General features: G+C 35.7%; 23 protein-coding genes and 7 tRNA genes. 4 read left to right on the forward strand and 26 right to left on the reverse strand.

Features of this window, described 5'->3' with window-relative positions:
• Positions 1 to 240 (forward strand): hypothetical protein (locus TEPIDINF_RS13595; RefSeq protein ID WP_421692334.1); only part of this gene is annotated, 240 nt, incomplete at its 5' end.
• Between the two features lie 16 nt (positions 241 to 256).
• Here TEPIDINF_RS13595 and TEPIDINF_RS13600 read toward each other — a convergent pair.
• Both TEPIDINF_RS13600 and TEPIDINF_RS13605 read right to left on the reverse strand, forming a co-directional pair.
• Entirely contained in the window at positions 257 to 1,492 is a 1,236-nt protein-coding gene (locus TEPIDINF_RS13600; RefSeq protein WP_132770092.1) for an MFS transporter, read from the reverse strand.
• A 31-nt stretch (positions 1,493 to 1,523) separates the two neighbouring features.
• Positions 1,524 to 1,685, reverse strand: a complete 162-nt coding sequence (locus TEPIDINF_RS13605) for a hypothetical protein (RefSeq protein ID WP_421692335.1) — start codon at positions 1,683 to 1,685, stop codon at positions 1,524 to 1,526.
• Between the two features lie 341 nt (positions 1,686 to 2,026).
• Between TEPIDINF_RS13605 and TEPIDINF_RS13610 the strand changes: the two genes are divergently transcribed.
• Positions 2,027 to 2,182 carry a hypothetical protein gene (locus TEPIDINF_RS13610; RefSeq protein WP_421692336.1) on the forward strand — a complete coding sequence of 52 codons (156 nt, stop codon included), beginning with the start codon at positions 2,027 to 2,029 and terminating at the stop codon, positions 2,180 to 2,182.
• Positions 2,183 to 2,256: 74 nt separating this feature from the next.
• Here TEPIDINF_RS13610 and tatC read toward each other — a convergent pair whose 3' ends face one another.
• The 5 genes from tatC to TEPIDINF_RS13635 are packed head-to-tail and all read right to left on the reverse strand — an operon-like array spanning position 2,257 to position 5,812.
• Entirely contained in the window at positions 2,257 to 2,997 is a 741-nt protein-coding gene (tatC, locus tag TEPIDINF_RS13615; protein WP_068727826.1) for a twin-arginine translocase subunit TatC, read from the reverse strand.
• Positions 2,998 to 3,011: 14 nt separating this feature from the next.
• Positions 3,012 to 3,692: a redox-sensing transcriptional repressor Rex gene (locus TEPIDINF_RS13620; RefSeq protein WP_069799885.1), complete on the reverse strand. Its 681-nt coding sequence runs from the start codon at positions 3,690 to 3,692 to the stop codon at positions 3,012 to 3,014.
• Positions 3,676 to 4,203: a molybdopterin-guanine dinucleotide biosynthesis protein B gene (gene mobB / locus TEPIDINF_RS13625; RefSeq protein ID WP_220126424.1), complete on the reverse strand. Its 528-nt coding sequence runs from the start codon at positions 4,201 to 4,203 to the stop codon at positions 3,676 to 3,678. Before mobB ends, TEPIDINF_RS13620 begins: the two co-directional genes overlap by 17 nt.
• Positions 4,197 to 5,177 (reverse strand): molybdopterin-binding protein, encoded by a 981-nt coding sequence (locus TEPIDINF_RS13630; protein WP_421692359.1) that lies wholly within the window; start codon positions 5,175 to 5,177, stop codon positions 4,197 to 4,199. The genes mobB and TEPIDINF_RS13630 overlap by 7 nt, the downstream gene beginning before the upstream one ends.
• Before the next feature lie 8 nt (positions 5,178 to 5,185).
• On the reverse strand, positions 5,186 to 5,812 hold the full coding sequence (locus tag TEPIDINF_RS13635) for a molybdenum cofactor guanylyltransferase (RefSeq protein WP_421692337.1): 627 nt from the start codon (positions 5,810 to 5,812) through the stop codon (positions 5,186 to 5,188).
• A gap of 229 nt (positions 5,813 to 6,041) precedes the next feature.
• On the opposite strand from TEPIDINF_RS13635, the gene TEPIDINF_RS13640 reads away from it, so the two are divergent.
• Positions 6,042 to 7,976, forward strand: coding sequence for an ABC transporter ATP-binding protein (locus TEPIDINF_RS13640; protein ID WP_421692338.1), 1,935 nt, complete (start codon positions 6,042 to 6,044; stop codon positions 7,974 to 7,976).
• Here TEPIDINF_RS13640 and TEPIDINF_RS13645 read toward each other — a convergent pair.
• The 15 genes from TEPIDINF_RS13645 to TEPIDINF_RS13715 form a co-directional block, all read right to left on the reverse strand.
• Positions 7,973 to 10,138, reverse strand: coding sequence for a hypothetical protein (locus TEPIDINF_RS13645; protein ID WP_068727818.1), 2,166 nt, complete (start codon positions 10,136 to 10,138; stop codon positions 7,973 to 7,975). The genes TEPIDINF_RS13640 and TEPIDINF_RS13645 overlap by 4 nt on opposite strands.
• Positions 10,139 to 10,172: 34 nt before the next feature.
• A complete protein-coding gene (locus tag TEPIDINF_RS13650) occupies positions 10,173 to 11,921 on the reverse strand; it encodes a PAS domain S-box protein (RefSeq protein ID WP_068727816.1) in 1,749 nt (582 codons plus the stop codon).
• A gap of 546 nt (positions 11,922 to 12,467) precedes the next feature.
• The gene (gene tsaD / locus TEPIDINF_RS13655; RefSeq protein ID WP_421692339.1) at positions 12,468 to 13,472 is read right to left on the reverse strand and encodes a tRNA (adenosine(37)-N6)-threonylcarbamoyltransferase complex transferase subunit TsaD; all 1,005 of its coding nucleotides are present in this window, start codon (positions 13,470 to 13,472) and stop codon (positions 12,468 to 12,470) included.
• Complete coding sequence (gene rimI, locus TEPIDINF_RS13660) at positions 13,469 to 13,924, reverse strand: ribosomal protein S18-alanine N-acetyltransferase (RefSeq protein WP_082732604.1); 456 nt, start codon at positions 13,922 to 13,924, stop codon at positions 13,469 to 13,471. Before rimI ends, tsaD begins: the two co-directional genes overlap by 4 nt.
• A gap of 9 nt (positions 13,925 to 13,933) precedes the next feature.
• A complete protein-coding gene (tsaB, locus tag TEPIDINF_RS13665) occupies positions 13,934 to 14,647 on the reverse strand; it encodes a tRNA (adenosine(37)-N6)-threonylcarbamoyltransferase complex dimerization subunit type 1 TsaB (RefSeq protein WP_421692340.1) in 714 nt (237 codons plus the stop codon).
• Entirely contained in the window at positions 14,628 to 15,104 is a 477-nt protein-coding gene (tsaE, locus tag TEPIDINF_RS13670; RefSeq protein ID WP_068727810.1) for a tRNA (adenosine(37)-N6)-threonylcarbamoyltransferase complex ATPase subunit type 1 TsaE, read from the reverse strand. Before tsaE ends, tsaB begins: the two co-directional genes overlap by 20 nt.
• Before the next feature lie 169 nt (positions 15,105 to 15,273).
• Positions 15,274 to 16,440, reverse strand: a complete 1,167-nt coding sequence (locus TEPIDINF_RS13675) for an iron-containing alcohol dehydrogenase (protein WP_421692341.1) — start codon at positions 16,438 to 16,440, stop codon at positions 15,274 to 15,276.
• A gap of 169 nt (positions 16,441 to 16,609) precedes the next feature.
• A tRNA-Gly gene (locus TEPIDINF_RS13680) sits at positions 16,610 to 16,683 on the reverse strand.
• A 76-nt stretch (positions 16,684 to 16,759) separates the two neighbouring features.
• Positions 16,760 to 16,845: transfer RNA gene (locus TEPIDINF_RS13685), tRNA-Leu, on the reverse strand.
• A gap of 62 nt (positions 16,846 to 16,907) precedes the next feature.
• Positions 16,908 to 16,983: transfer RNA gene (locus tag TEPIDINF_RS13690), tRNA-Lys, on the reverse strand.
• 28 nt (positions 16,984 to 17,011) lie between these two features.
• Positions 17,012 to 17,087, reverse strand: a tRNA-His gene (locus TEPIDINF_RS13695).
• A 145-nt stretch (positions 17,088 to 17,232) separates the two neighbouring features.
• Positions 17,233 to 17,307 (reverse strand) — tRNA-Glu (locus TEPIDINF_RS13700).
• A gap of 20 nt (positions 17,308 to 17,327) precedes the next feature.
• Positions 17,328 to 17,418, reverse strand: a tRNA-Ser gene (locus TEPIDINF_RS13705).
• Between the two features lie 3 nt (positions 17,419 to 17,421).
• Positions 17,422 to 17,497: transfer RNA gene (locus tag TEPIDINF_RS13710), tRNA-Asn, on the reverse strand.
• Between the two features lie 53 nt (positions 17,498 to 17,550).
• The gene (locus TEPIDINF_RS13715) at positions 17,551 to 18,015 is read right to left on the reverse strand and encodes a SprT family protein (protein WP_421692342.1); all 465 of its coding nucleotides are present in this window, start codon (positions 18,013 to 18,015) and stop codon (positions 17,551 to 17,553) included.
• Between the two features lie 72 nt (positions 18,016 to 18,087).
• Here TEPIDINF_RS13715 and cmpA point away from each other — a divergent pair, with 72 nt between their 5' ends.
• Positions 18,088 to 18,237 (forward strand): cortex morphogenetic protein CmpA, encoded by a 150-nt coding sequence (cmpA, locus tag TEPIDINF_RS13720; RefSeq protein ID WP_399168315.1) that lies wholly within the window; start codon positions 18,088 to 18,090, stop codon positions 18,235 to 18,237.
• Between the two features lie 29 nt (positions 18,238 to 18,266).
• Here the strand turns inward: cmpA and TEPIDINF_RS13725 are convergent, their stop codons facing one another.
• The 4 genes from TEPIDINF_RS13725 to TEPIDINF_RS13740 all read right to left on the reverse strand — a co-directional run bounded on the left by TEPIDINF_RS13725 (position 18,267) and on the right by TEPIDINF_RS13740 (position 22,635).
• Positions 18,267 to 20,426 (reverse strand): Tex family protein, encoded by a 2,160-nt coding sequence (locus TEPIDINF_RS13725; protein WP_421692343.1) that lies wholly within the window; start codon positions 20,424 to 20,426, stop codon positions 18,267 to 18,269.
• 48 nt (positions 20,427 to 20,474) lie between these two features.
• On the reverse strand, positions 20,475 to 20,825 hold the full coding sequence (locus TEPIDINF_RS13730) for a type II toxin-antitoxin system PemK/MazF family toxin (RefSeq protein ID WP_069799862.1): 351 nt from the start codon (positions 20,823 to 20,825) through the stop codon (positions 20,475 to 20,477).
• 3 nt (positions 20,826 to 20,828) lie between these two features.
• Positions 20,829 to 21,080: a CopG family ribbon-helix-helix protein gene (locus TEPIDINF_RS13735; RefSeq protein WP_068727888.1), complete on the reverse strand. Its 252-nt coding sequence runs from the start codon at positions 21,078 to 21,080 to the stop codon at positions 20,829 to 20,831.
• A 169-nt stretch (positions 21,081 to 21,249) separates the two neighbouring features.
• Complete coding sequence (locus TEPIDINF_RS13740; protein ID WP_161937338.1) at positions 21,250 to 22,635, reverse strand: Na+/H+ antiporter NhaC family protein; 1,386 nt, start codon at positions 22,633 to 22,635, stop codon at positions 21,250 to 21,252.
• Positions 22,636 to 22,642: the final 7 nt, after the last annotated feature.

Here is a 22,642-nt window from a genome sequence, read left to right on the forward strand (position 1 = left end):
TACGAATTGTTGATGAACAAAATTAGGGAGGCTAAATTACTCTTAAAGCAAAATCAATTGGCAGAGTACGAATTGTTGATGAAAGAAGCTATAGAATATTATTATAAAAATAAAATGTGGAAGCATTTATTACCGATTTCTGAGGAATTGGGTAATTTCTATAAAGAGTCAAAAAAGTATAAACCGGCATCCCAATATTATAAAATTGCGTTGGATGCTGTAAGTGATCTATATAAATAATGAATAGTTATTATCGTCAGTTTTCAACTTGTTCTTCCTTTATTTGAATTTTATTAGATAAGTGATTGCTATAAAAAATTAATCCATTTAAGAAGACTAACAATCCCGAAATCAACATAATGTACTTAACACCTATTCGGTCAGCAATATAGCCACCTATTCCTTTCGAAATTGGCCTAAGTGATTGTGTTGAAAAAACTCGGATACCCATAATTTTCCCCATGACCTCTTCTTTAGTGTACAATTGATAGAGAGTATTAACATTAATTTGTTCAACACTTAATATTACGCCGATTAGGATATAAATAAGAAAAGTTGAGATGTGGGGGAAGGCCATTATAAAAATGATCATTAAAATTCCCATTAGAATTTCACTCAATATAATTAATTTCATATGAGAAATTTTTATTTTAAAACTTACTAATGAACCAATAATCAATCCTATAGATAATGAAGAATTAAGAATCCCTATATATAAAGGGTTTTCAAAGCTATCTTTTACCAATACGATGAGTAAGCTAAAAAAGGGTTCACTTACAAAATTAGAAAGACTATAAATTAGCATTAACCGAAGTATGATTTTATTACCTTTTATATATGATAAACCTTCTTTTACTTCACTTAAGTCAAAAATTTTAGAGGCTTCTCTTTTTCCATTTTTATCAAGAGTTGAAGGGTTATAAATAATACGGAGCATAAGTGAAATAGAAATTATAAATGTTAAAGTATTTATCACATATATAGTCTCAAGACCTGTAAATTTGACTAGGAAACCAGCTAAAATAGGCCCAATTACGAAATTCACCTGATCTACCAACTCCATAAATCCATTCGCGTTTGTTAAATCCTTTTTATCTACAATCGTCGGAATAAATGAATAATAATTAGGAACCCAAATGGCCTGTAACATACCATGAATAAAAAATATTAGATAAAATAATAGAATAGAAGATTGAACAATAGTCAAAATTATCACAATGATATTTATAATTATAGATAATATATCGATTATAATTAATATGTTCTTTTTATTAAACTTATCACCTAGAGTACCTCCAAATACTGAAAAAAGTATTTCTGGTAGGCTCATACTGATCATAGCTAAAGCAAAAAGAAGTGCTGAATTATTTGATATTTGCAAAACGAACCATACTATAGCAAACATAAACAGGGAATCCCCAAATCTTGATATAGCCTGCCCATAAAAATAATATTTAAAGTTTTTATTAGTTGTCAGTAATGATAAATTCATATTTTCTTCTCCAAATTATCAAATTTTATAATTATATATTTACAAATTTCTTTAGTTCGGGTATAAAAATTTCTTCAATAAATCCGTTGAAATTAGACAATTCTTCCATACATTGTTTTTTTCTATCAATTTGTTCCTTAGATAACTGCACACCTAATGATTCTAATAACTCTAATACTTGTGAGTTGTTCAATTTTTACACCTCCTTTTATTTTTTCTGATTAGTACTAATCTACTTATTTTAATTCTTTATTATTTCAATTTTCCTTTAAAATAGGGAAAAATTAAGAATTCTGGCTTTTATAGCTTTTTATCAACAGTAAAACACAACGGTTCTTGTCTACAAACGAGAAATTGAGAATATAAAGTAATTCTTTTTGATTACAAAAGGATTATCTCATTTATTTATAGTAATATTATTCCATTTGCGCTATATAAATACTTTATATTGCTTATTAAAACGTATATTATTATAGTGATAACAAAAAAGTAAAATTTTGAGAAAAGGGAATCTATTAAAAGGAGGACATTATTTTGGATAAGATTAAAAAAATATTATTCGTTTTTGTTCTAGTATTCGCTTTTGTGGGAATCAATTATTTTGGGGATGTAAATAAAGGAGATACCACACAATATGCCGATGAGGTATATTGGCCTGGCCTTCAAAGCATTACGCCTGACACGATGTAATATCAATACAGAAAAATAAACAAACAAAAAGCACGCTTCCTTCTTCAAGGTTGACGTGCTCTTTGTTGTTCAGATTAAATTTCTTCTAATGCTTGTTGGCGTTTTTTTGAGGCCACTTTGGATAGCATGATACTAATCTCATATAACAAAATGAGTGGAACAGAGACAAGAATATCTGACATCGGCTCAGGTGGTGTAATGGTGACGGCCACAATAATTAATACAAAATAGGCCAGCTTCCGAATTTTAATTAATAATTTAGGTGTAATGATACCAAGACGGGTTAAAAAGACTACGACAACTGGAAGCTCAAACACAATACCAAACGGAATCACGATGTTCAGCATAAAGCTAAAATACTGAGCAATCCCGTATACTTCAACAACACCTAACTGTTTAGAGATATTGGATAGGAAGGTAACGACCATTGGAAATAGAATAAAATAAGCAAATGATACCCCTAGTAAAAATAGAATAAAGGCAAAGGGAATAAACCATATGGTTGCCTTTCTTTCCCTTTTTGTTAAGCCTGGTGCAACAAATCGCCAAATTTGATATAACGCAAAAGGAAGGGAAAGGGTAATCCCAATCGCAAAAGCAAATTGCATGTAGACTCTTAGTGCATCAGATAAACGAAAAACGTTAAAGGTAACCCCTTTTGCTTTGAGCTCATCAGTAAAATAGCGAATAACTGGGTCTGTTAACATAAAACCGACCACCAAGGCAACGACAAAAAACAAGATAATCCAGATAATTCTTTTTCTTAACTCTTCTAAATGACTGACTAAAGTCATTGATTTATCTTGATCCACCATATGAGATCCCTCTCCTATTCATCTTCATTCTCTAGCTCTTGGTCTTGTTCCATTAGCTCATCTTCTGGAAAATTCTTCAGGAAATAGACCAATGTTTGTAATTCAGTCGTTAAGTCAATATGGTGTACCAATGTACCAGCTGGCACTGTTAGCCTTGAAGGAGTAAAGTTGAGGATTCCTCTAACTCCTGCATCTACTAATTTATCTGTTATTTCTTGGGCCACATGAACAGGTACGGTTAGGATCGCAACTTCAACCCGGAATAATTGAACCACTTCCTTTAAGCTATCAATCCCATAAACGGGAATACCATCAATTTCACGATTAAACTTGTTCGGATTGCTATCAAAGGCAGCCACAATTTTGATATTGCGATTCTTATAGAAATTGTAATGCAGTAAAGCTGTACCTAGATTACCAACCCCAATGAGAACAACATTGGTTACTTCATCTTGTTTTAAAAAGTCTCGTAAAAACTGCAACAAGTAGCTTACATTATAACCATATCCTTTTTTCCCTAATTCCCCCAAATACGAGAAGTCTCTTCTAATGGTTGCTGGATCGATCAATAACTCTTTGCTTAATTGGGCTGATGAAACACGCTGTTTTCCCATGAGATGTAACTTTTCTAAGTAACGATAATATAAAGGTAATCTCTTGGCTGTGACCTGTGGTATCTTATGATCTTGAGCCATCTTTTATCTCCCCCAATATATTTGATTGAATCAATTCTACAATCCCTTCAACATCGTCTAAATCATAAATAGGGATCTGCTTTTCATCAAGTGGTAACGAAGTTGCAATTGCAATCACATCTTTAAGACTTGAAAGTAGGGTTAGATCTTCTTCTCTACGAACGACTAAAATTTTAGATGGGGCTTCATGTTTATACCCCTCCACCAAGATAATGTCTACATCCTTCACATAGGAAATCACTTCCTCAAATGAAAGCGATCTCTCCACCTTCTCGATCATGGCCAATTTTTCTTGTGAGTTTATCAGTACAACATCAGAACCAGCTTGGGCAAATTTCCAAGTATCTTTCCCTTCATGATCCATTTCAAAACGATGGGCATCATGTTTAATGGCTGCAACACGATATCCTTGTTGTTTAAATGCGTGAATGACCTTCGCCATCAAGGTGGTCTTCCCACTACCGGAATAGCCAACAAAGCTAGCAATGGGAATTTTGCGTTCATTTAGCAACCATAATACCCCCCATAACCTAAACGTATGATTTCCTCTTTTGTTACTTTTTCACCTACAAGAATTCTTGGCAATACGACATCAAAGGCAGTAAAAGGATCATGTAATACTCCTCCAGGCAACCCGAGAATTGGTGTATTTTCTGAGTAGGCGACCATCAGCATCGAACCAGGTAGCATGGGTGTCCCTTGAGTAATTACTTCTGTAGCCATTTCTCGAATCGCAAAAGGGGTACGATCATCAGGATCGACAGACATTCCACCAGAAAGAAGAACCATATCTACTTTTTTATCAAGGAAATATTTGATTTCAGCTTTAATTTGCTCGACATCATCTGGAGCAAAACGCTGTTCAACCAACTCAGAGCCAAATGCTTTTAATTTCTTTTCTACAATCGGGCCAAAACGGTCTTTAATCCTGCCTTTAAATACTTCACTTCCGGTTGTGACTAATCCTGTTTTGAAAGGCTTAAATGGTTTAACCCCAATCACAGTTTTCCCTTTGGTAATCGCTTCAACTTGTTCAATGTATCTTTCTTCAACAATAAGAGGAAGTGCTCTAGTTCCTGCCAACTTCGCTCCAGGCTGCACGATTTTATTATTGAGCACAGTAGCAAGAGCAAGATCAGGGATTGCATTGATTTGATGAACGATTTCTTCATTTACTTTTGCTAATCCATATATTTCGGAAGTAAGTGTCACTTTCCCTTCATGTGGTTCGTTTGTAAGCACATGTTGACCAGTAATCGCTTTTGCCATACGAATGGCAGCCTCATTTTCATGTAAATAACCTTTTTCTAACACCATTACATAAATATGTTCTTTTCCGATTTTTAATAATTCAGGAATATCTTCTTCTGTAATGATATGCCCTTTTTTAAATGCTCTTCCTTTAAATTCTCCAGGAACAATTTTAGTTAAATCGTGAGCTAGAGCATATCCAATTGCATCTTCCACTTTTATCTCTATAAGCATAGAAGACTTCACTCTTTTTCCTCCTCAATCATCCAGCTTAATGCTTCCATATATTGTTCAGGATCATTCATATTGAAAAATATTTTTCCACTCTGGTTAAATTCTTGTACGTCTAGTTCCTCTACAATAAGAAGTCTCTTTTGATCCAGAATCCATTTTACTAAACTGTTTTTCCCTTCTTCTATATCTTTGGACATCGCATCTATCAAACTTTTTGAATAAATCGCATGTAAGGGTTGCAATTTATCTTTCCACTTAGGAATGACAATATCCATTTGATTCGTAGTTGCTAATTGGTACATCCATAGAGCCAAATCAACGGAAAAAAAGGGCATATCCGCAGCAACGACAAAATGATATAGATCTGTGCTATGAGTGAGTCCAGTTCGTATTCCATTTAACGGTCCTAAGAATGGTGTCTGGTCGTAAACAAGTTTAATGAATTCTTCCTCTTTCTCCAAAAAGGAAAACTGATAAGTCCCGCCAGAAACAATGATGATTTGTTTAGATACTGTTTTTAACCGCCGAATCGACCGGTCGATCATTATTTCCTTTCCTATTCGCAATTCCCATTTTGGAAGCCCATTCATTCTTTTATTTTGTCCGCCAGCTAACAATATAGAAGTGAAGCCCATGGCTTTTTTCACCATCTCTACTATTTTACAATATTTTTTACGAAATTGCTCAATCTTGAGCAAAGTTATCTTTCATTAATACTAACTCAAACGACTAAGAAGGAAAAGGATTTTTATCACACATTCTTCATACCTTCTTCTAGAAATTGTGCATTGCAAAGGAAGTGAGTCTTCCACTTGATTGATAAATAGTATCTACGTTACACTTATGAAAAGAGGTGATTTACTATTGATATTACTACAAACGAACCGACTTTCAAAATCTTTTATCGTAGAACCTATTCTATCGGATATTGATATACAAATCCAATCCAATGAACGTGTAGGACTTGTTGGTGTAAATGGAGCCGGAAAATCAACTTTGCTTAAAATCATTGCAGGCGAAATGCTCCCTGATTCTGGGGAGATTCATCTTGCCAAAAGTGCAACTGTTGGCTATTTAGCTCAAGATAGTGGACTTGATACAGAATTAACCATTTGGGAGGAAATGAAGCTTGTTTTTATAGACCTGATTAAACAAGAACAATCCCTTCGTCGTTTAGAAGAAAAAATGTCTGACCCAACCTATCTCGAAAACGCGACCATGTATGAAAAATTATTAAAAGAATACTCAGAATCGATGGAACGGTTTAAAGATCAAGGTGGATACGAATATGAATCACAAATTAGGGGTGTTTTACACGGCTTAGGATTCCACTCTTTTCCTTATGAAGAAACCTTTATTCACACCTTAAGCGGTGGTCAAAAAACAAGACTTGCTCTAGCAAAGCTCTTATTAATTTCGCCTGATCTTCTTATATTAGATGAACCAACCAATTATTTGGATATTGAAACCTTGACTTGGCTTGAAGCTTATTTAAAATCCTATTCTGGTGCCATCTTAGTTGTTTCGCATGATCGTTATTTCTTGGATGCCTTGGTCACAGTGATTTATGAAATTGAAAGAACAAAGGCAACTCTTTACGTAGGGAATTACAGTCAATATATTGAGCAAAAGGCACAGCAATTAGAATTAACATTGAAAAAATATGAAAAACAACAAGCAGAGATTGCCAAGTTAGAAGATTTCATTCAAAAAAATATTGCAAGAGCCTCAACCACTAGAAGGGCACAAAGTAGAAGAAAGGCCCTAGAGAAAATCGAAAAAATAGATCGGCCTGTACTAGAACAAAAAAAGGCTTACTTTACCTTTGATATCGAGAAACAGAGTGGTACTCAAGTTCTGTCTGTAAAAGACCTTTCCATCGGGATTGGGGCTCGCCATCTATTCGAAAATGTTTCCTTTGATATTACAAGAGGGGAACGCGTTGCCCTCATCGGGCCAAACGGGATTGGTAAATCTACATTATTTAAATCCATTTCTGGAAATCCTATTGCAGAGATTCAGGTCGATGGGATAATTCAATACGGCTCTAATGTAATGATCGGGTATTATGACCAAGAGCAGGATCGCTTGCATTTAGAAAAAAGAGTGATTGATGAAATATGGGATGAGCATCCAACGATGTTAGAAAGTGAAATTCGTACCTTATTAGGAAACTTTCTCTTTATTGGGGATGATGTTTTTAAGAAGATAAAAGATTTAAGTGGTGGGGAGAAAGCTAGAGTTTCCTTGGCAAAATTATTGCTACAAAAAGCAAATTTTTTATTGTTGGACGAGCCTACCAACCACCTAGATATTTTTAGTCGTGAAGTATTAGAAAATGCACTGATCGATTATCCTGGAACAATCCTCTTCATTTCTCATGATCGTTACTTTTTAAATCGAATTGCAACAAGGACGATCGAGCTAACAACAGAAGGGGCAACTAATTATTTGGGGAATTATAGCTATTACTTAGAAAAAAAAGCTGAACTAGAGGAACAAACACAAGTTCAATCTACACAAATTGAGCAAAAGGCGACGAAACAACAATATATAGAAGAGAAAGAAAGGCAAAAAATAGAAAGATCATTGAAAAGAAAAATTGAAAGTATTGAAGCAGAGATAGAGAGATTGGAAGAAGAAATAAGAAAAATTGAAACAGAACTTCTTCAGCCAGAGGTTTATTCTGACCATCAACTTTCTTATGCTAAGAATGATGAGCTTCAACAAATGAAAGTCCAACTAGATCATCTGATGTTACAATGGGAAGAAATTCAGGAGGAGCTAGAAACAATCTAGCTCCTTTCTTCATTAATAGCTAAAAATAACATAGGAACTGCTGCAAAGATGATCATCGTTGATGCAGCCACAACACCTGAATCATTTACAAATAAGGCGGTGATCGAAGCAGCAACGATACCAAAAAAACCATGAAAAACATCAGGGTAATGCTCCATCACTCGTTTCAATGTTCCTTTTGGTTTTAGAAAAATGATTGCCATTGCAAAAATAGAAGTCACCATTACCTTACTCCATGAAGAAACTTGTATCAGTTTAAAATTCATGGCTAACTTCCTTTCAATCGTTTGAAAGATCGTAGTGAAATCTCCTTGATAAAGTTTGGATAATGCTCTACCAATATGTGATTTGCTTTCTATTGGAACGATACTGTTTATAAACAATAGCATACCTAATCCAAAAACCAATATGATTAACATCCAGATAATCCCTTTTTTGTTAAAGGTTAAGCCAGCAAACCTTATTGTAGCTATTCCCGTACCTACAATCGCAGATATTGCTCCCCCCGCATTCGTTCCAAGCGTAGGATATAAAAGAATAAAACTAATCCCTGCAAAAACAAATAAGGTAATAAAAAAAGTAACCCCATTCTTTTTCATTTGCAGAAAGTGAGAGATAAATAATAAGGTTGCGCCAATATAAACGCCCATAAATTCATTACCAATCCCATAATATCTAGCACCAATGATCGGATCATACCCAAGGTAGGATCTTTTCATCAGTGGCCCACCCATGAAGGTATCTAAAGTTATGGCTAAAAAAATCAATATACCCACTAGAAAAAAGATTTTAATGGGTTTTAATTGTTGGGCCAACCATGCTAAAACTAAACTAATTCCAATCAAAGTACCTAGATAAAGGTAGGCGTAATTGGAGATCCAATCAGCTGTGACTAATAGAAGAAACGGCATAAATAACATACTTAATAAACCTATTTGAATCCAAGAAAAGCTTCTTTTGTAATTTCTTAACCAAACCCAAATCGATAAAATAAGAATAAAGATTTGCCATCCGACATAAGTATATAAAACCGTAGCTCTTGTTCTATATGTGGTAGAAATCTGCTGTATTTCTTCCTCTAAACTAAGGTTCTCATCGATGCTCTTGATTTTTTGGCCCAACATGTATGAAGGCTGTTTAACTTCTAACTTTTCAAGAATTGTCGGCGCGATATCAATATTCGCCACAATTCCTGGTCGTTTCGTGGTACCAGAAATGAGGAAATTCCCTTGTTCTTGTCCATGATAGACCCAGACTGGAGATAAAAGCATATCCTCTTTTACTGCTTGTTGGCCTACCATTGGGGATAATACAATCAATGTTTGGTTTTGATTCAGTTGGTTGATGATCGTTTGAATAAATTGGCCTATCTCCTGATAAATGACATTTCTAAGTTGCTCTTCATAGTCGTTGTTCATCTGGTCTCTAAATTGTTCAAGCCGATATAAATCTCCTAAATCAAAAATAAGCAAATCAGTTAATTCACGATTTTCTCTCCATTTTTCCAACAAGTAGAGATAGTTTGTTTTTACTCCATAAGGTCTTTTTCGATCCTTGATTAAGGTATTTTCACTTACATCTCCATAACTTAACCCAGTTTGATCCATTGTAATCAATGGTGCATATCTTATCCTCTCAAATGTATCATTGTTTCCGTAAACCTTTACCGTCAGGCCTGCCTGTTTTAATGATTCACCTAAGGCTCCAATGTGAAATGGAAATTTTTGTACCTGATCTCGTAATTTTTCAATGGGCAGAAAGAGAATCAGATCATCCCTTTCTGCTACTTCTGATCCTGTTTGTTGTTCATATACTTCTAACGCATTCATTCCTTTGTACTTTGCAATGCTTTCATAAGATTGATACGAATTCCCCATATCACTGACACCGATACCTCTACTCCCTGCTCCAATCGTTAAATAGCTATTAGCATCACTTCTACTGCTAGCTGAATTAAGGTTCATTGCACCTTTTATCCCATCTTGCTCTAATTGCTTAAATCCATCTATATTTTTATATTTAGTTTGATCATAAAAAGAAAGTTGATTTATGATGATTAACACAATTTGGTCTTTATTTTTACCAAGGGTATATGAAAAAGACGATCCTATCAAAAAGATCGTCAATAAAAGGATTACAAACCAACGGTTTAGCTTGGCCATCGTGATTACATCCTCCTAGACAAGACATCATTACCTATTCTTGCCCGTCAATAAAAGAATCATCCGTCTGTATTGGGAAAAATAAAACTACCTTTGTTCCCTCACCTTGGGTACTAAAGATTTGCAAATCGCCATCATGGTTCTTCATAATTCGGAAAGATACTGGAATGCCTAACCCTGTCCCATCATGCTTTGTTGTGTAGAAAGGTTCATATACCCTTGGTAACTGTTCCTCTGGAATACCTTCCCCATGGTCAGTAAAGATTACTTCAATTCTTTGCTGTATAGGATTATACAAAGAAGCTATCTCCATGATGCCACCTTTCTTCATGGCTTGAATTGCATTTCGAATCATATTAACAAAAACTTGTTTGATTTGCCCTTCGTCAATAAAAACAAGGGGGAGTTCCTCTTGCAAATCCGTTACTAATTCAACATTATACATTGCCCCTTCTGCACTCATAAAAGTAATGGTTTCTTTAATAATCTGATTAATTTGCATCCACTTCTTAAATGAATCACTAGGATTAGCTAGTAACAACATTTCTTTAATAATTTCATTAATACGATTAATTTCATCTAAAACAAGATGAATGTATTGTTTCTTATCATTATCCTTTAATTCATTTTCAAATACCTGTATAAACCCTTTAATGGTGGTAAGAGGATTTCTAATTTCATGGGCGGTTCCTGCAGCCAATTCACCAACTACGGCAAGCTTTTCTGCCCTTTGGATTTGTTGTTCTAGTTCAACCATCAGCGTAATATCTTTATAAATCCCCATCGCACCGATTTGTTTTCCCTGCTCATTCCTTAGGATACGAGTTGTAATCATCAGAAAAACCTTTTCACCGGATACATCAATCATTTCTTTCTTATAATTGCTATATTCTCTTCCTGAACGCAAGGTCTGAGTCAATTTAGTAAAAATGGTTTTCCGTTTTATAAAGACATCATCATAATACTTGCCAAGTACCTCTTCTGTTTTAAATCCAGTCATTTCCTCTGCACCACGATTAAAACCGTTGATCACGCCAAAGTTATCCACAGTAATCACACCATCTGAGATATGATCCAACATCACTTTGGCATGTTGTTCTACTTTTCGTAGTCGATTTTGCTCTGAGATATCTATAAATGTACTAATAATCCCAATCATCTGTTTTGATTCAGAATCATATAACGGTTTTGTTGAGGTCATCACCGGGATCTCCCGACCATCTTTTGTTGGGCAGAAGCTTTCAAAACCAAAAAAAGATTCCCCAGAATGTAAGGTTTTCCAAAATACATATTCACTATGATTCAGAATATTACCTTTTACAGTAAATCGTTCAATTTCTTCTTTAGTATAACCTGTAATTTCATATGCTTTTTGATTTACATACATCACTTTGCCTTGGTCATCGTAGAATATAATGCCTAATGGAATACTATCTAAAATTGCTTTATTTATCCTTTGTTTGTTTGATAAATTTTCGTTTATATCATTTACTGATTGGGCGATTTCACCAAAATGATCATCAGCCACTGATAATGGTTTTCCTGTATTTCTTAAAGAATCTAACTCTTCTTTTAATTGTCGTAAGCGCATTTGTGTTCTTTTTTCTACCGACTTTGCAACCATAACCGCTAATAATATAGAGAATAACAGCATTCCCCAAAATAGATAAGGACTTAATTGATTCTGTAAATCATAAGATTCATTTTTATCGATTAACAGGAGCATAGGGACTAAAATAAAGATAAAAACTTTTAAATAATGATGACTAGACCAATCTTTCACAAATGATGAACCCCTTTCAAATAGCTACCTCACTATTCCCTCCATCATTTCTATATTTTTGCTAGAAATCCTGTCTGAAAAATTGTGAAATTTTCAAATATCCACATATCCACAATATTATTCACATTCTGATCCTGCTTTAATTCTATTTTGACCCTACTTATCAACATAATTCACAATTTCTGGTTAAAAAATTGTCCATAACCCATTAATTTTTCATCCCTGATGGTACCTTGCATACCAATATCTATCCACATATCCACAATACTGTGGATAAATTATATCCACAATGCATAAGAAAAGGTTTGTATATTCCATCGCGCTCCGTCATCCGTGCCCTTCTATGAATAAAGATTAAGGAGAGAAGGGCACTTCTGAAGGCACACAAAGTGTACAAGTCGTGCTACACAGCTAAAGCTGCTAGTCACGCTATGTCGCAGCTTATGGAATATACAAACCCCTAAATGACAAGTGGAAGAAACTTATACTTTATTATCTTTTAAAAAAGACTTACTTGTGAAGTAAATCTTTTTTTGCATGTAACTATTAAACTGTAGTTAATGCCAATCCAGCCACACCATTTAAGTCTAATGTACTCCATTTCCTTTTAATATGATAGAAGTATCCAGCACTTGCAATCATCGCCGCATTATCTGTACATAAAGCTAATGGAGGAATGGTTAACTCAACATCAAGTTGCTTGCAGACATGTTGCAAGTTTGAACGTAAACCTTGGTTTGCTGCAACTCCTCCAGCTAAAATAAGGTGTTTTACCTGTTTTTCCTTAATCGCTCTCATTGTTTTTTCAACTAATACCTCTACTACAGCCTCTTGGAAACTAGCCGCCATATCTTCTTGTGAAATCTTGGTGCCTTTTTGTTCAGCATGATGCATTGTGTTTATCACTGCTGATTTCAAACCACTAAAGCTAAAATCATAACTATCATCCATTAATGCCCTTGGTAGTGGAATTACAGGCTTTCCCTCTTTAGCTAGACGATCAATATGGGGACCGCCTGGATAAGGTAACTTTAATACCCTTGCAACTTTATCGTAAGCTTCACCAGCCGCATCATCTCTTGTTTGACCAAGGATTTCAAATTGAAGATGATCCTTCATATAGACCAATTCAGTATGTCCTCCAGAGACCACCAATGCAATCAATGGGAATTGAAGAGGTTTAACTAAATGGTTTGCATAGATGTGACCAGCAATATGATGAACACCAATTAGAGGAATTTCTTTGGCGAAAGCAATAGCTTTGGCTGCAGCAATTCCCACCAATAATGCTCCAATCAGACCTGGCCCGTAAGTTACAGCTACAGCAGAAATATCATCTAAGGTTAGATTCGCTTCTCTTAGTGCCTCATCTAAAATAAAATTAATCCCTTCTACATGTTTCCTTGATGCTACTTCGGGAACAACCCCACCAAACCTCTTATGAACGTCAATCTGGGAGGAAACGATATTGGATAAAATGGTTTGGCCATCTTTAACCACAGCCACAGAAGTTTCATCACAACTTGTCTCAATCGCTAAAATATAAGTCATTCCAAATTCACCCACATGATTATTGCATCTTCCATTGTATCTGCATAATAATTTTTACGTAATCCTTCTTCTTTAAAGCCTAGTTTCCGGTATAAATTTTGAGCAATCTGATTAGAAACCCGAACCTCTAACGTCATGCTTTTGGCCCCAAACATTTTTGCTATGGCCATTAAATGCCTCATCATCAATTCTCCTAATTTTTGTCCTCTAGCATGGGGATGAATCGCAATATTTGTTACATGTGCTTCGTCTAGAATAATCCACATTCCTGCATAGCCAACAATATCTCCTTCTATTTCTAGAACATAATATTGGGCAAATCGATTCGTCGTCATCTCACTAACAAAGGCTTCCTTCGACCATGGTTTGGAAAATGAGGCTTGCTCCACATTCCACATTTGCTCTACATCTTCAATATTTGCTTTTCTAATATTAAGTTGTTTTTTCCCCAAACAAAACACCTAACCTTTAGCAAGTTTTTGTTTTTCTAACCATTTTACTTCTGCTTCAGCTAACTGTAAGTACGCTGGGGCGAAATCAAAGGTGTTGTCTACCGTACCTGTCAGATACTGCTGATAGGCAAGCCACCCTATCACACTAGGCCGAGGTAGATTAAAAGGAGAAGATGAATATGTTGCATATTCGCCTAAAAATTCATCGATTTGTGTTTGATGTAGGGAAACATCATCTCCGACAAATAGGACTTGCTCTTCTCTTTTTTTAAGAATTTGTAGCCAGTCAGAAAGTAAAATAATCCGGTCATATTCAAGGTTGCTCCAGCTGTCATTTCTTTGTTGGTAAAGGCCAACATAAGCTTGTCCCCTACGAGCATCGATAAGAGGTGAAATCACTCCTGGAAATGAATGTTGTTGATACGCCATGGTTTCTAATGTAGACACTCCTACAATCGGTATATTTTGAGCCCAAGCAAAGGTTTTTGCAGTTGTTACGCCAATACGAACACCGGTATAGGACCCAGGTCCTTTTGCTACTGCAACAAGATCAATTTCATTAGGACTCCATTTTACCTCATCAAAAAGTTGGGCGACAGTTGGCATTAAACGAATAGAATGATTTTTTCTGAGGTTCGTTGTCATCTCTGCATAGATCTTTTTTTCGTCTAATAAAGCAACCCCCATAACCGCTGTAGATGTATCAATCGCTAAAATCTTCATTCCTTGAAAACTCCTCACATAATTGGATATACCTTTCTCCTTTAGGTTCAAAAGTAATCTTTCGCTGATCATTACTTATTTTTTCTATCTTAATGTTAAGTAACTCCTCCGGTAAGAACTCATGGATCATCGAAGCCCATTCAATCATGGTAACCCCTTCACCATAGAAATACTCCTCAAAACCCAGATCTTCAGCACCATCTTCTAATCGGTATACGTCCATGTGATACAATGGAATACGACCGTAATACTCCTTTATAATCGTAAAGGTTGGGCTATTGACAACCTGTGAAATCTCTAAGCCTTTCGCAATACCTTGAGTAAAGCTAGTTTTACCCGCTCCTAAATCGCCTTCTAAGGTGATAACATCTCCAGGATGTAAATATTTGGCCAATTTACTAGCCAATTGTTGTGTTTCAAAAACATCATTAGTAAAAAAAACATAGGGTTTGGACATAAAAATCTCCTTAACATTTATCATCTATGTTTAGCTTTTCCTATTTTCATATATTTTCTACTTACAAACTGCATGAATGATCCATCATTATACATTATCATAATTGAAAGTGGTTTAAAAGAGCAACAACTCGTAGCTACACAGCTACGAGTTGTTTTATTTGGGATCATTATAGACTCATGGTAAGAATATTTTTTACGTCTTCCTTAGTTAATTTTTTAAAGCGACCAATCGTTCCTTCCCGTTCAACTGCCTTCTCTGCCATCAGATCAAGATTTAGATCGTCGATATCATAATCTTTTAATCGGGATGGGGCACCGATTTGGTTGAAAAATTCCCTTACTTTCTCAATTCCTTCAAGAGCGATTTCTTTATCAGTTTTTCCTGAAGGGTTCACATTCCATACGCGTATCGCAAACTGCTTAAATTTTTCTACTCGTTCATCAACGACATATTTCATCCAGTTTGGGAAGAGAATCGCTAGACCACCACCATGAGGGATATCATAGATTGCACTTACTTCATGTTCAATTCCATGAGTGGCCCAATCGCCTTCCATACCCATACTGATCATTCCATTTAAAGCCATTGTCCCACCTAACAAAAGATTTGAACGAGCTTCATAATCCTCAGGGTTTTTAAGAACAGGTTCAGCATTTTCTATAACCGTATTTAATACAGATTCACATAATCGATCTTGTAAGGGTGTATTTTCAGTATGGCTAAAATATTGTTCAAATACATGAGCCATCATATCCACAATTCCATAAACAGTTTGATCTTTAGGTACAGTGTAAGTTAATGTAGGGTCCAAAATGGAGAATTTGGGATACAAATGAATGCTTCCAGTTGATAATTTTTGTTGTGTTTCCCAATTGGTTACAACAGATCCACCATTCATTTCTGATCCAGTTGCAGCTAATGTCAAAATCACACCTAGAGGTAATGCCTTTTCAACAACAGCCTTTCCTATATAGAAATCCCAGACGTCTCCATCATACTTTGCTCCAGCGCAGATTGCCTTTGAAGCATCAATAACACTTCCTCCACCCACAGCTAATACTAAATCAATTCCTTCAGTCTTACAAATTTCAATCCCTTTATGTATCGTTGTTAAACGTGGATTTGGCTCGACGCCAGCTAGTTCATATACAGCTAAACGCTCACTTTTTAAATGATCCATCACTTGATCAAATAATCCTGATCTCTTTACACTACCCCCACCAGTAACAATTAAAACCTTTTTACCAAATACTGCAGCTTCTCTACCTACATTTGCAACTTGGCCTTCTCCAAATAAAAGCTTCGTAGGATTTAAAAATGTAAAGTTATTCAATTTGATCACTCCTTGTTAATATCTATTATACAAAAGTAGAAATGTTTGTACAAAAAAAGTACCCTATGGGTACACTTTTTTATCTTATGTAGTTTAATGGAGTACCCTTCGGGCACAACAATCTTCGCTTACTCAGAAGATTAATCAACGTTGTCACGCTCATTTTTAATGGAGCGGGTGATGGGAATCGAACCCACGCTACCAGCTTGGAAGGCTGGAGTTCTACCATTGAACTACACCCGCATGATCTTATATATGGTCGGAATAAGCAAAATAGAAATAAAAGGAAGAATATCCGACGTAAGGCTCAGAAGTTTAATGGTGCGGTCGGCGAGACTTGAACTCGCACGGTCAAGGACCACTACCCCCTCAAGATAGCGTGTCTGCCGATTCCACCACGACCGCATATAAAATAAATTTAAACATATAATATTTTATCATGAAAACGACAAATCGTCAAACGAAGCTGGTGAGCCATACAGGATTCGAACCTGTGACACCCTGATTAAAAGTCAGGTGCTCTACCTGCTGAGCTAATGGCTCATAAGAGACTAATTAAAGCCTAATCTAATGGGGCGACCAGTGGGGATCGAACCCACGGATGCCGGAGCCACAATCCGGTGCGTTAACCACTTCGCCATGGCCGCCATAATAAAAATTAAGATAGAAGAAAGTTATATTTTCATTAAAATTAAAATAGCTTGCTTTCGCAAACTAAACGGGTACTAGAACTTAAATTTTTTTTAATGTATTTATTTCCGACCTCTGACTTCTGAAAACTGACATCTGTTTTGGTGACCCGTAGGGGATTCGAACCCCTGTTACCGCCGTGAAAGGGCGGTGTCTTAACCACTTGACCAACGGGCCATATTTATTACTTCATAGAATGGCGGAGAGAGAGGGATTCGAACCCTCGCACCGATTGCTCGATCTAACGGTTTAGCAAACCGTCCTCTTCGGCCTCTTGAGTATCTCTCCATATGGCTCCTCGTGCAGGACTCGAACCTGCGACAACTCGGTTAACAGCCGAGTGCTCTACCAACTGAGCTAACGAGGATCATCTAACAGTGACTTTTATAATTTATCATACTAGCCTATCCTTTGTCAACATCATTTTTGATAATCGATCTCAATTCCTTTTAATTTTCCGCCACATTTTCTACAACGATAACGATCAGGATTCATTTTCTTTTTTCTAAAATATTGCTGTCCACATGTTCTACATTCAAGAAGAAACCGATAAGGTTGTTCTTTTTGCTTGCTTAGCTGTTTCGCAAAACGGCTACCACCTATTTTTTTCAAACACTGTTTAAAATCTTGGTCTTTATGTTTATATCCTTTCCCCTGAAGATGCATATGGTAATGACATAATTCATGTTTGATGATGCCAATTAGTTCATCCAAACCATACTGTTCATAAGACTTTGGGTTAAATTCAAGATGATGTGTTTTGGTCAGATATCTTCCACCAGTTGTTTTTAAACGAGAATTAAAGATAGCCTTGTGTAGGAATGGCATTGAAAAGAAGTGTAAGGATATTTCCTCGACTAATCGTTGTAGCTCATCATTTTCCATTCAAATCACCTACATAGATTGAGTTTCGAACCAATTTTCATTCATCTACATAGGATAACATATAATTCGAAAATGGAAAGGGGCGATTCTGTGCCAGATTGGTTACGTCGTCAATTTACCCAAGCTTTTTATTATAAAGATAAGTACAGGATCAAACTTTTGAATGAATTTTGGCTCTCCTATATAAAAAAAGAACAATTGGAACAGAAGCGACCTTCATAGGCCGCTTCTTTCATTTCCCATATCAGCAACTATTTCCCTTGATTTTTCATCGTAAGGCTGATTCTCTTTTTCGAAACATCGATTTGAAGAACCCTAACATCGACGATATCTCCAACAGAAACAACATCTAATGGGTGTTTCACATAATGATCGCTTAATTCCGAAATATGAACTAGCCCATCTTCTTTCACACCAATATCTATAAATGCCCCAAAATCGACAACATTACGAACAGTACCTTGTAAATGCATTCCTGGTTTTAAATCTTCAATTTTTAAAATATCTTTTAGCAGGATCGGTTTTGGTAATTCGTCTCGCGGGTCTCTAAAAGGGCGAATTAAACTCTCTATGATATCCTTCAAAGTGGGTATTCCAATTTGTAAATGTTGACTTAATACATCTACTTGTATTTCCTTTAGTTTTTCTTTTATTTTTTCGCTACCGATGTCATGAACAGGATACCCTATATAGTCAAGTAAATCGTAGGCAACTTGATAAGATTCAGGATGAATAGAGGTTTTATCTAATGGATTGTCTCCATCAATTCTTAAAAACCCAATTGCTTGCTCATACGTTTTGGCTCCGAATCTAGGGATATTTTTCAATTCCTCACGAGAATTAAATTTCCCATATTCTTCACGGTAGGCTACCAAATTTTTGGCTACTGTCTTATTCATACCTGAGATATATTGTAAGAGAGAAACTGAAGCGGTATTTGCATCTACTCCCACGTAGTTTACTACGGATTCGACCACTTGTTTCAAACTTTCTTCTAATCTCTTTTGAGATACATCATGCTGATATTGACCAACACCAACTGATTTGGGATCGATTTTTACAAGCTCTGCTAATGGATCTTGTATTCTTCTAGCAATCGAGATCGCGCTACGCTCTGATACATCCAACTCAGGGAATTCTTCTCTTGCTAATTCAGAAGCTGAATATACACTTGCTCCAGCTTCATTGACAATCAAATAAAAGATATCTTGCTCCATTTCTCGAATAAAATCAGCAATAAATTGTTCTGTTTCTCTCGAAGCCGTCCCATTGCCAATTACAATTAATTCGATCTGAAATCGATCGACCAACTCCTTTAGTTGCTTTTTAGACTCCACTATTTTATTTTGTGGTGGAGTTGGATAAATCACTCTTATATCCTCTACTTTACCGGTTGGATCGATGACTGCAAGCTTACAACCAGTTCGATAAGCTGGATCCACCCCAAGAACCATTTTCCCTTTAATCGGAGGTTGTAATAAAAGCTGTCTAAGGTTAGCTGAAAAAATATGTATTGCTTGTTCCTCTGCTTTTTCCGTTAAAATTTGTCTAACTTCCCTTTCTATTGAAGGTGCAATCAATCGTTTATAGCTATCTTCAATAACCAGAAGAAGCCTTTCAGGTAAGTTCTTAAAATTTGTTAGTGGAGTAAACTTTTTTTGTATGTGTTTGTAAATAGACTCTTCTTCCATATGTATTTTAACTTTTATAAAATCCTCTTTTTCTCCACGATTGATGGCTAATATTCGGTGACTTCTGATGCTTTTTACTGGTTCTTGATAATCGTAATACATTTCGTAGACGCTTTCTTGTTGTTTATCTTTTGCTTGTACGATGAGTACCCCATGTTTTAAAGTTTCTTCTCTGATCCATTGTCTAACTGAAGGATCGTCTGAAATCATTTCTGCAATAATATCTTGTCCACCTTGTATCACGTCTTCGATTGAGCCTACTTCTTGATTTGGATTGATAAACTGAAGTGCTATCTCTTCAATTTGGTCCACTTTGCTTGGATCCAACAAAATAGAAGCAAATGGTTCCAATCCTTTTTCTTTAGCAATACTCGCTCTCGTTCTTCGTTTAGGCTTATAAGGACGATATAGGTCCTCTATTTGTTGTAATTTGGTGGCTTGTTCAATCTGTATTCGCAATTCTTCCGTTAACTTCCCTTGTTCATCAATAAGACGTATAACCTCTAGTTTTCGATCATATAATGTCCTTAAATAAGTAATTCTCTCAGCAATTTCCCTTAATTGGGTTTCATCCAATTGCCCAGTTATTTCTTTTCGATATCTCGCAATAAAAGGAATGGTATTGCCATCATCCAATAAAGATATGACCTGCTTTATTTGTTCTTCTTTTAAATGCATTTCTTCCCCAATTTGACGTGTCATAAATTGTAATGATTCCATTTACATTTCTCCCTTTATTCTCATTAAAAAAAGAGGGTTTAACCCTCTTTAAAAGTCTATCATTCCTAAACTAATTTGCAAAGCATCATTGATTTTTAACATCATTTCTTCATCTAGATGTGTGATCTTATCTGTTAATCTTTGCTTATCAATGGTTCGAATCTGTTCTAATAAAATAACAGAATCACGATCAAACCCATATGTCTTCGCATCAATCTCGACATGTGTAGGTAATTTTGCCTTTTGAATCTGTGCTGTAATAGCTGCGACGATGACGGTCGGACTGAAGCGATTCCCTATATCATTTTGTATGATTAAAACAGGGCGAATTCCCCCTTGTTCTGATCCAACCACAGGGGAAAGATCCGCAAAAAAAACATCGCCACGTTTAACAATCAAGACTTACACCCCGCTTACTAAGCGGTCCAAAGCTGTATCAGCCTCATCCTCTAAAACAAAAGATTCAGAGGCAAGGTTAAGGTTAATATTAGCCATTTCCATATAACCTTTTTGCATACTTTCACGAATGGATCTTTTTCTTCTCTCTTGGAGATACAATTTCATTGCTTCCCGTATCAATTCGCTACGATTTAAATTTTCCTTTCTCACTACTCCATCTACCTCTTGTAAAAGATTTTGAGGTAAGGTGATCATAATACGTTTTGTACTGGCCACAGTCTAAGCACCCCCAACAAATATCACGAGAACAAGATAACAATAATCATTTCTTTTTAATAATACCATTATGTCGAATTTCATGCAAAAATATACTTGATAAAAAGCAGTAGGAAAACAATACTATACAAAATACTATTATACACTATTATTCGATATTTTTTGCAATTTTCCTGCCAGTAGTTTTTTCCTTTTTAGCAAAACCCCACCAATAGTGCAAATAGCTATAGATTGGCAATACAACTAAAAGGAAGGCATAGGGTAAATAATCTAATACAGATATATTTAACGCTATTCCTAAAAGAATCGCATTCAAATTCCAAGGAATTAATCCTGCAACCATCATTCCAGAATCTGAAATCATCCGATTTAATAAGGTAAGCTTCATATCCATTTTTTTATAGATATTTGACATGACTTTTCCAGGAATAATGATACCCATCACCTGGGTAGAAGATAGGGCAGCTGATGCAATACTGATTCCCATTGTTTTTTGAACAACTGATAATTCATTTTTCATCGATTTTGTCATTTTATCTAAAATGATTGATAAAATGCCTGATGAATCTAAAACCCCGTAAAAGGCACCAGCAACAACAATAAGAAGGATTTGGTTAAACATATTCCATCCTCCGCCAAATAATTTCCCATTTGGATGATTAAATCCGAAGAGAGCATATTGGCCTAATTCTAAGACATCCCTTCCTTGAAATATATATGCTAAGACAGCCCCAATCAGAATACCTGCTAACAAATTTAATCGTGTTGAAATTTTAAAAAAAGCTAAAATCATGATAACTAAAGGGGGCAAAAGTAACCAAAGGGATAATGTGCCATATAAACTAACTATTTCTCTCCTTGCTTGTCCAACAACAAAATCTGCCCCTCCACCAATGCTATCTATCCCACTTTCTATAAATAAATAGAAAATTGAGGTAATCATCATTGCTGGAATCAGTGTTTTTAGCAGTTCCTTGATATTTTCATAGTAGTTGGTATCCGTAACTAGTGAGTTCATTTGTGCTGCTGAAGATAAGGGGGAGGTCCGATCCCCAACAAATGCTCCGGACACCAAAGCCCCTGCAACAAGAGAAGGAGAAATCCCCAAATGGTGTGCCATCCCCATAAAAGCAACGCCTACTGTACTAGAGGTTCCCACAGAAGTTCCTAAAAGCATGGAGATCAAAGAGCTCACAATAAAACTAATGAAGACCAAATAGTTTGGATGAATTAGAGCTAAACCATAATAGACAAGAGCATCGATTGTACCACTACTAGACCAGATTGCAATTAAGATACCAATTAAAACAAGGATGACAATTATCATCGAGATAGAGCGAATTCCGCTAATTGAAGCTATCCATAGAGATTGAACCTTTATGTGATAAATCATGGCAATAAGAACCGTTAAAAAATAGCCAAATAGTAATGGAATAAATAAGGGAATATCTAAAAGAAATACAGTGATCATGAGAAAGGCAACCGTTAATACAATCGGTATTAAAGCAACAAAATATGGGATCTTGGCCTTCATTACATCA

Origin of the sequence: Tepidibacillus infernus (genome assembly GCF_048898065.1) — a bacterium.
In the GTDB taxonomy this organism is placed as follows: Bacteria; Bacillota; Bacilli; order Tepidibacillales; family Tepidibacillaceae; genus Tepidibacillus_B; species Tepidibacillus_B infernus.

What these genes read in the sequence shown, in the direction of transcription:
- TEPIDINF_RS13600 (WP_132770092.1), bottom strand. Translation starts at nt 1,492, where the DNA reads ATGAATTTATCATTACTGACAACTAATAAAAACTTTAAATATTATTTT.
- tatC (WP_068727826.1), bottom strand. Translation starts at nt 2,997, where the DNA reads ATGGTGGATCAAGATAAATCAATGACTTTAGTCAGTCATTTAGAAGAG.
- TEPIDINF_RS13620 (WP_069799885.1), bottom strand. Translation starts at nt 3,692, where the DNA reads ATGGCTCAAGATCATAAGATACCACAGGTCACAGCCAAGAGATTACCT.
- TEPIDINF_RS13630 (WP_421692359.1), bottom strand. Translation starts at nt 5,177, where the DNA reads ATGCTTATAGAGATAAAAGTGGAAGATGCAATTGGATATGCTCTAGCT.
- TEPIDINF_RS13635 (WP_421692337.1), bottom strand. Translation starts at nt 5,812, where the DNA reads ATGGGCTTCACTTCTATATTGTTAGCTGGCGGACAAAATAAAAGAATG.
- TEPIDINF_RS13645 (WP_068727818.1), bottom strand. Translation starts at nt 10,138, where the DNA reads ATGGCCAAGCTAAACCGTTGGTTTGTAATCCTTTTATTGACGATCTTT.
- tsaD (WP_421692339.1), bottom strand. Translation starts at nt 13,472, where the DNA reads ATGACTTATATTTTAGCGATTGAGACAAGTTGTGATGAAACTTCTGTG.
- tsaB (WP_421692340.1), bottom strand. Translation starts at nt 14,647, where the DNA reads ATGAAGATTTTAGCGATTGATACATCTACAGCGGTTATGGGGGTTGCT.
- tsaE (WP_068727810.1), bottom strand. Translation starts at nt 15,104, where the DNA reads ATGTCCAAACCCTATGTTTTTTTTACTAATGATGTTTTTGAAACACAA.
- TEPIDINF_RS13715 (WP_421692342.1), bottom strand. Translation starts at nt 18,015, where the DNA reads ATGGAAAATGATGAGCTACAACGATTAGTCGAGGAAATATCCTTACAC.
- cmpA (WP_399168315.1), top strand. Translation starts at nt 18,088, where the DNA reads ATGGAAAGGGGCGATTCTGTGCCAGATTGGTTACGTCGTCAATTTACC.
- TEPIDINF_RS13725 (WP_421692343.1), bottom strand. Translation starts at nt 20,426, where the DNA reads ATGGAATCATTACAATTTATGACACGTCAAATTGGGGAAGAAATGCAT.
- TEPIDINF_RS13735 (WP_068727888.1), bottom strand. Translation starts at nt 21,080, where the DNA reads ATGATCACCTTACCTCAAAATCTTTTACAAGAGGTAGATGGAGTAGTG.
- TEPIDINF_RS13740 (WP_161937338.1), bottom strand. Translation starts at nt 22,635, where the DNA reads ATGAAGGCCAAGATCCCATATTTTGTTGCTTTAATACCGATTGTATTA.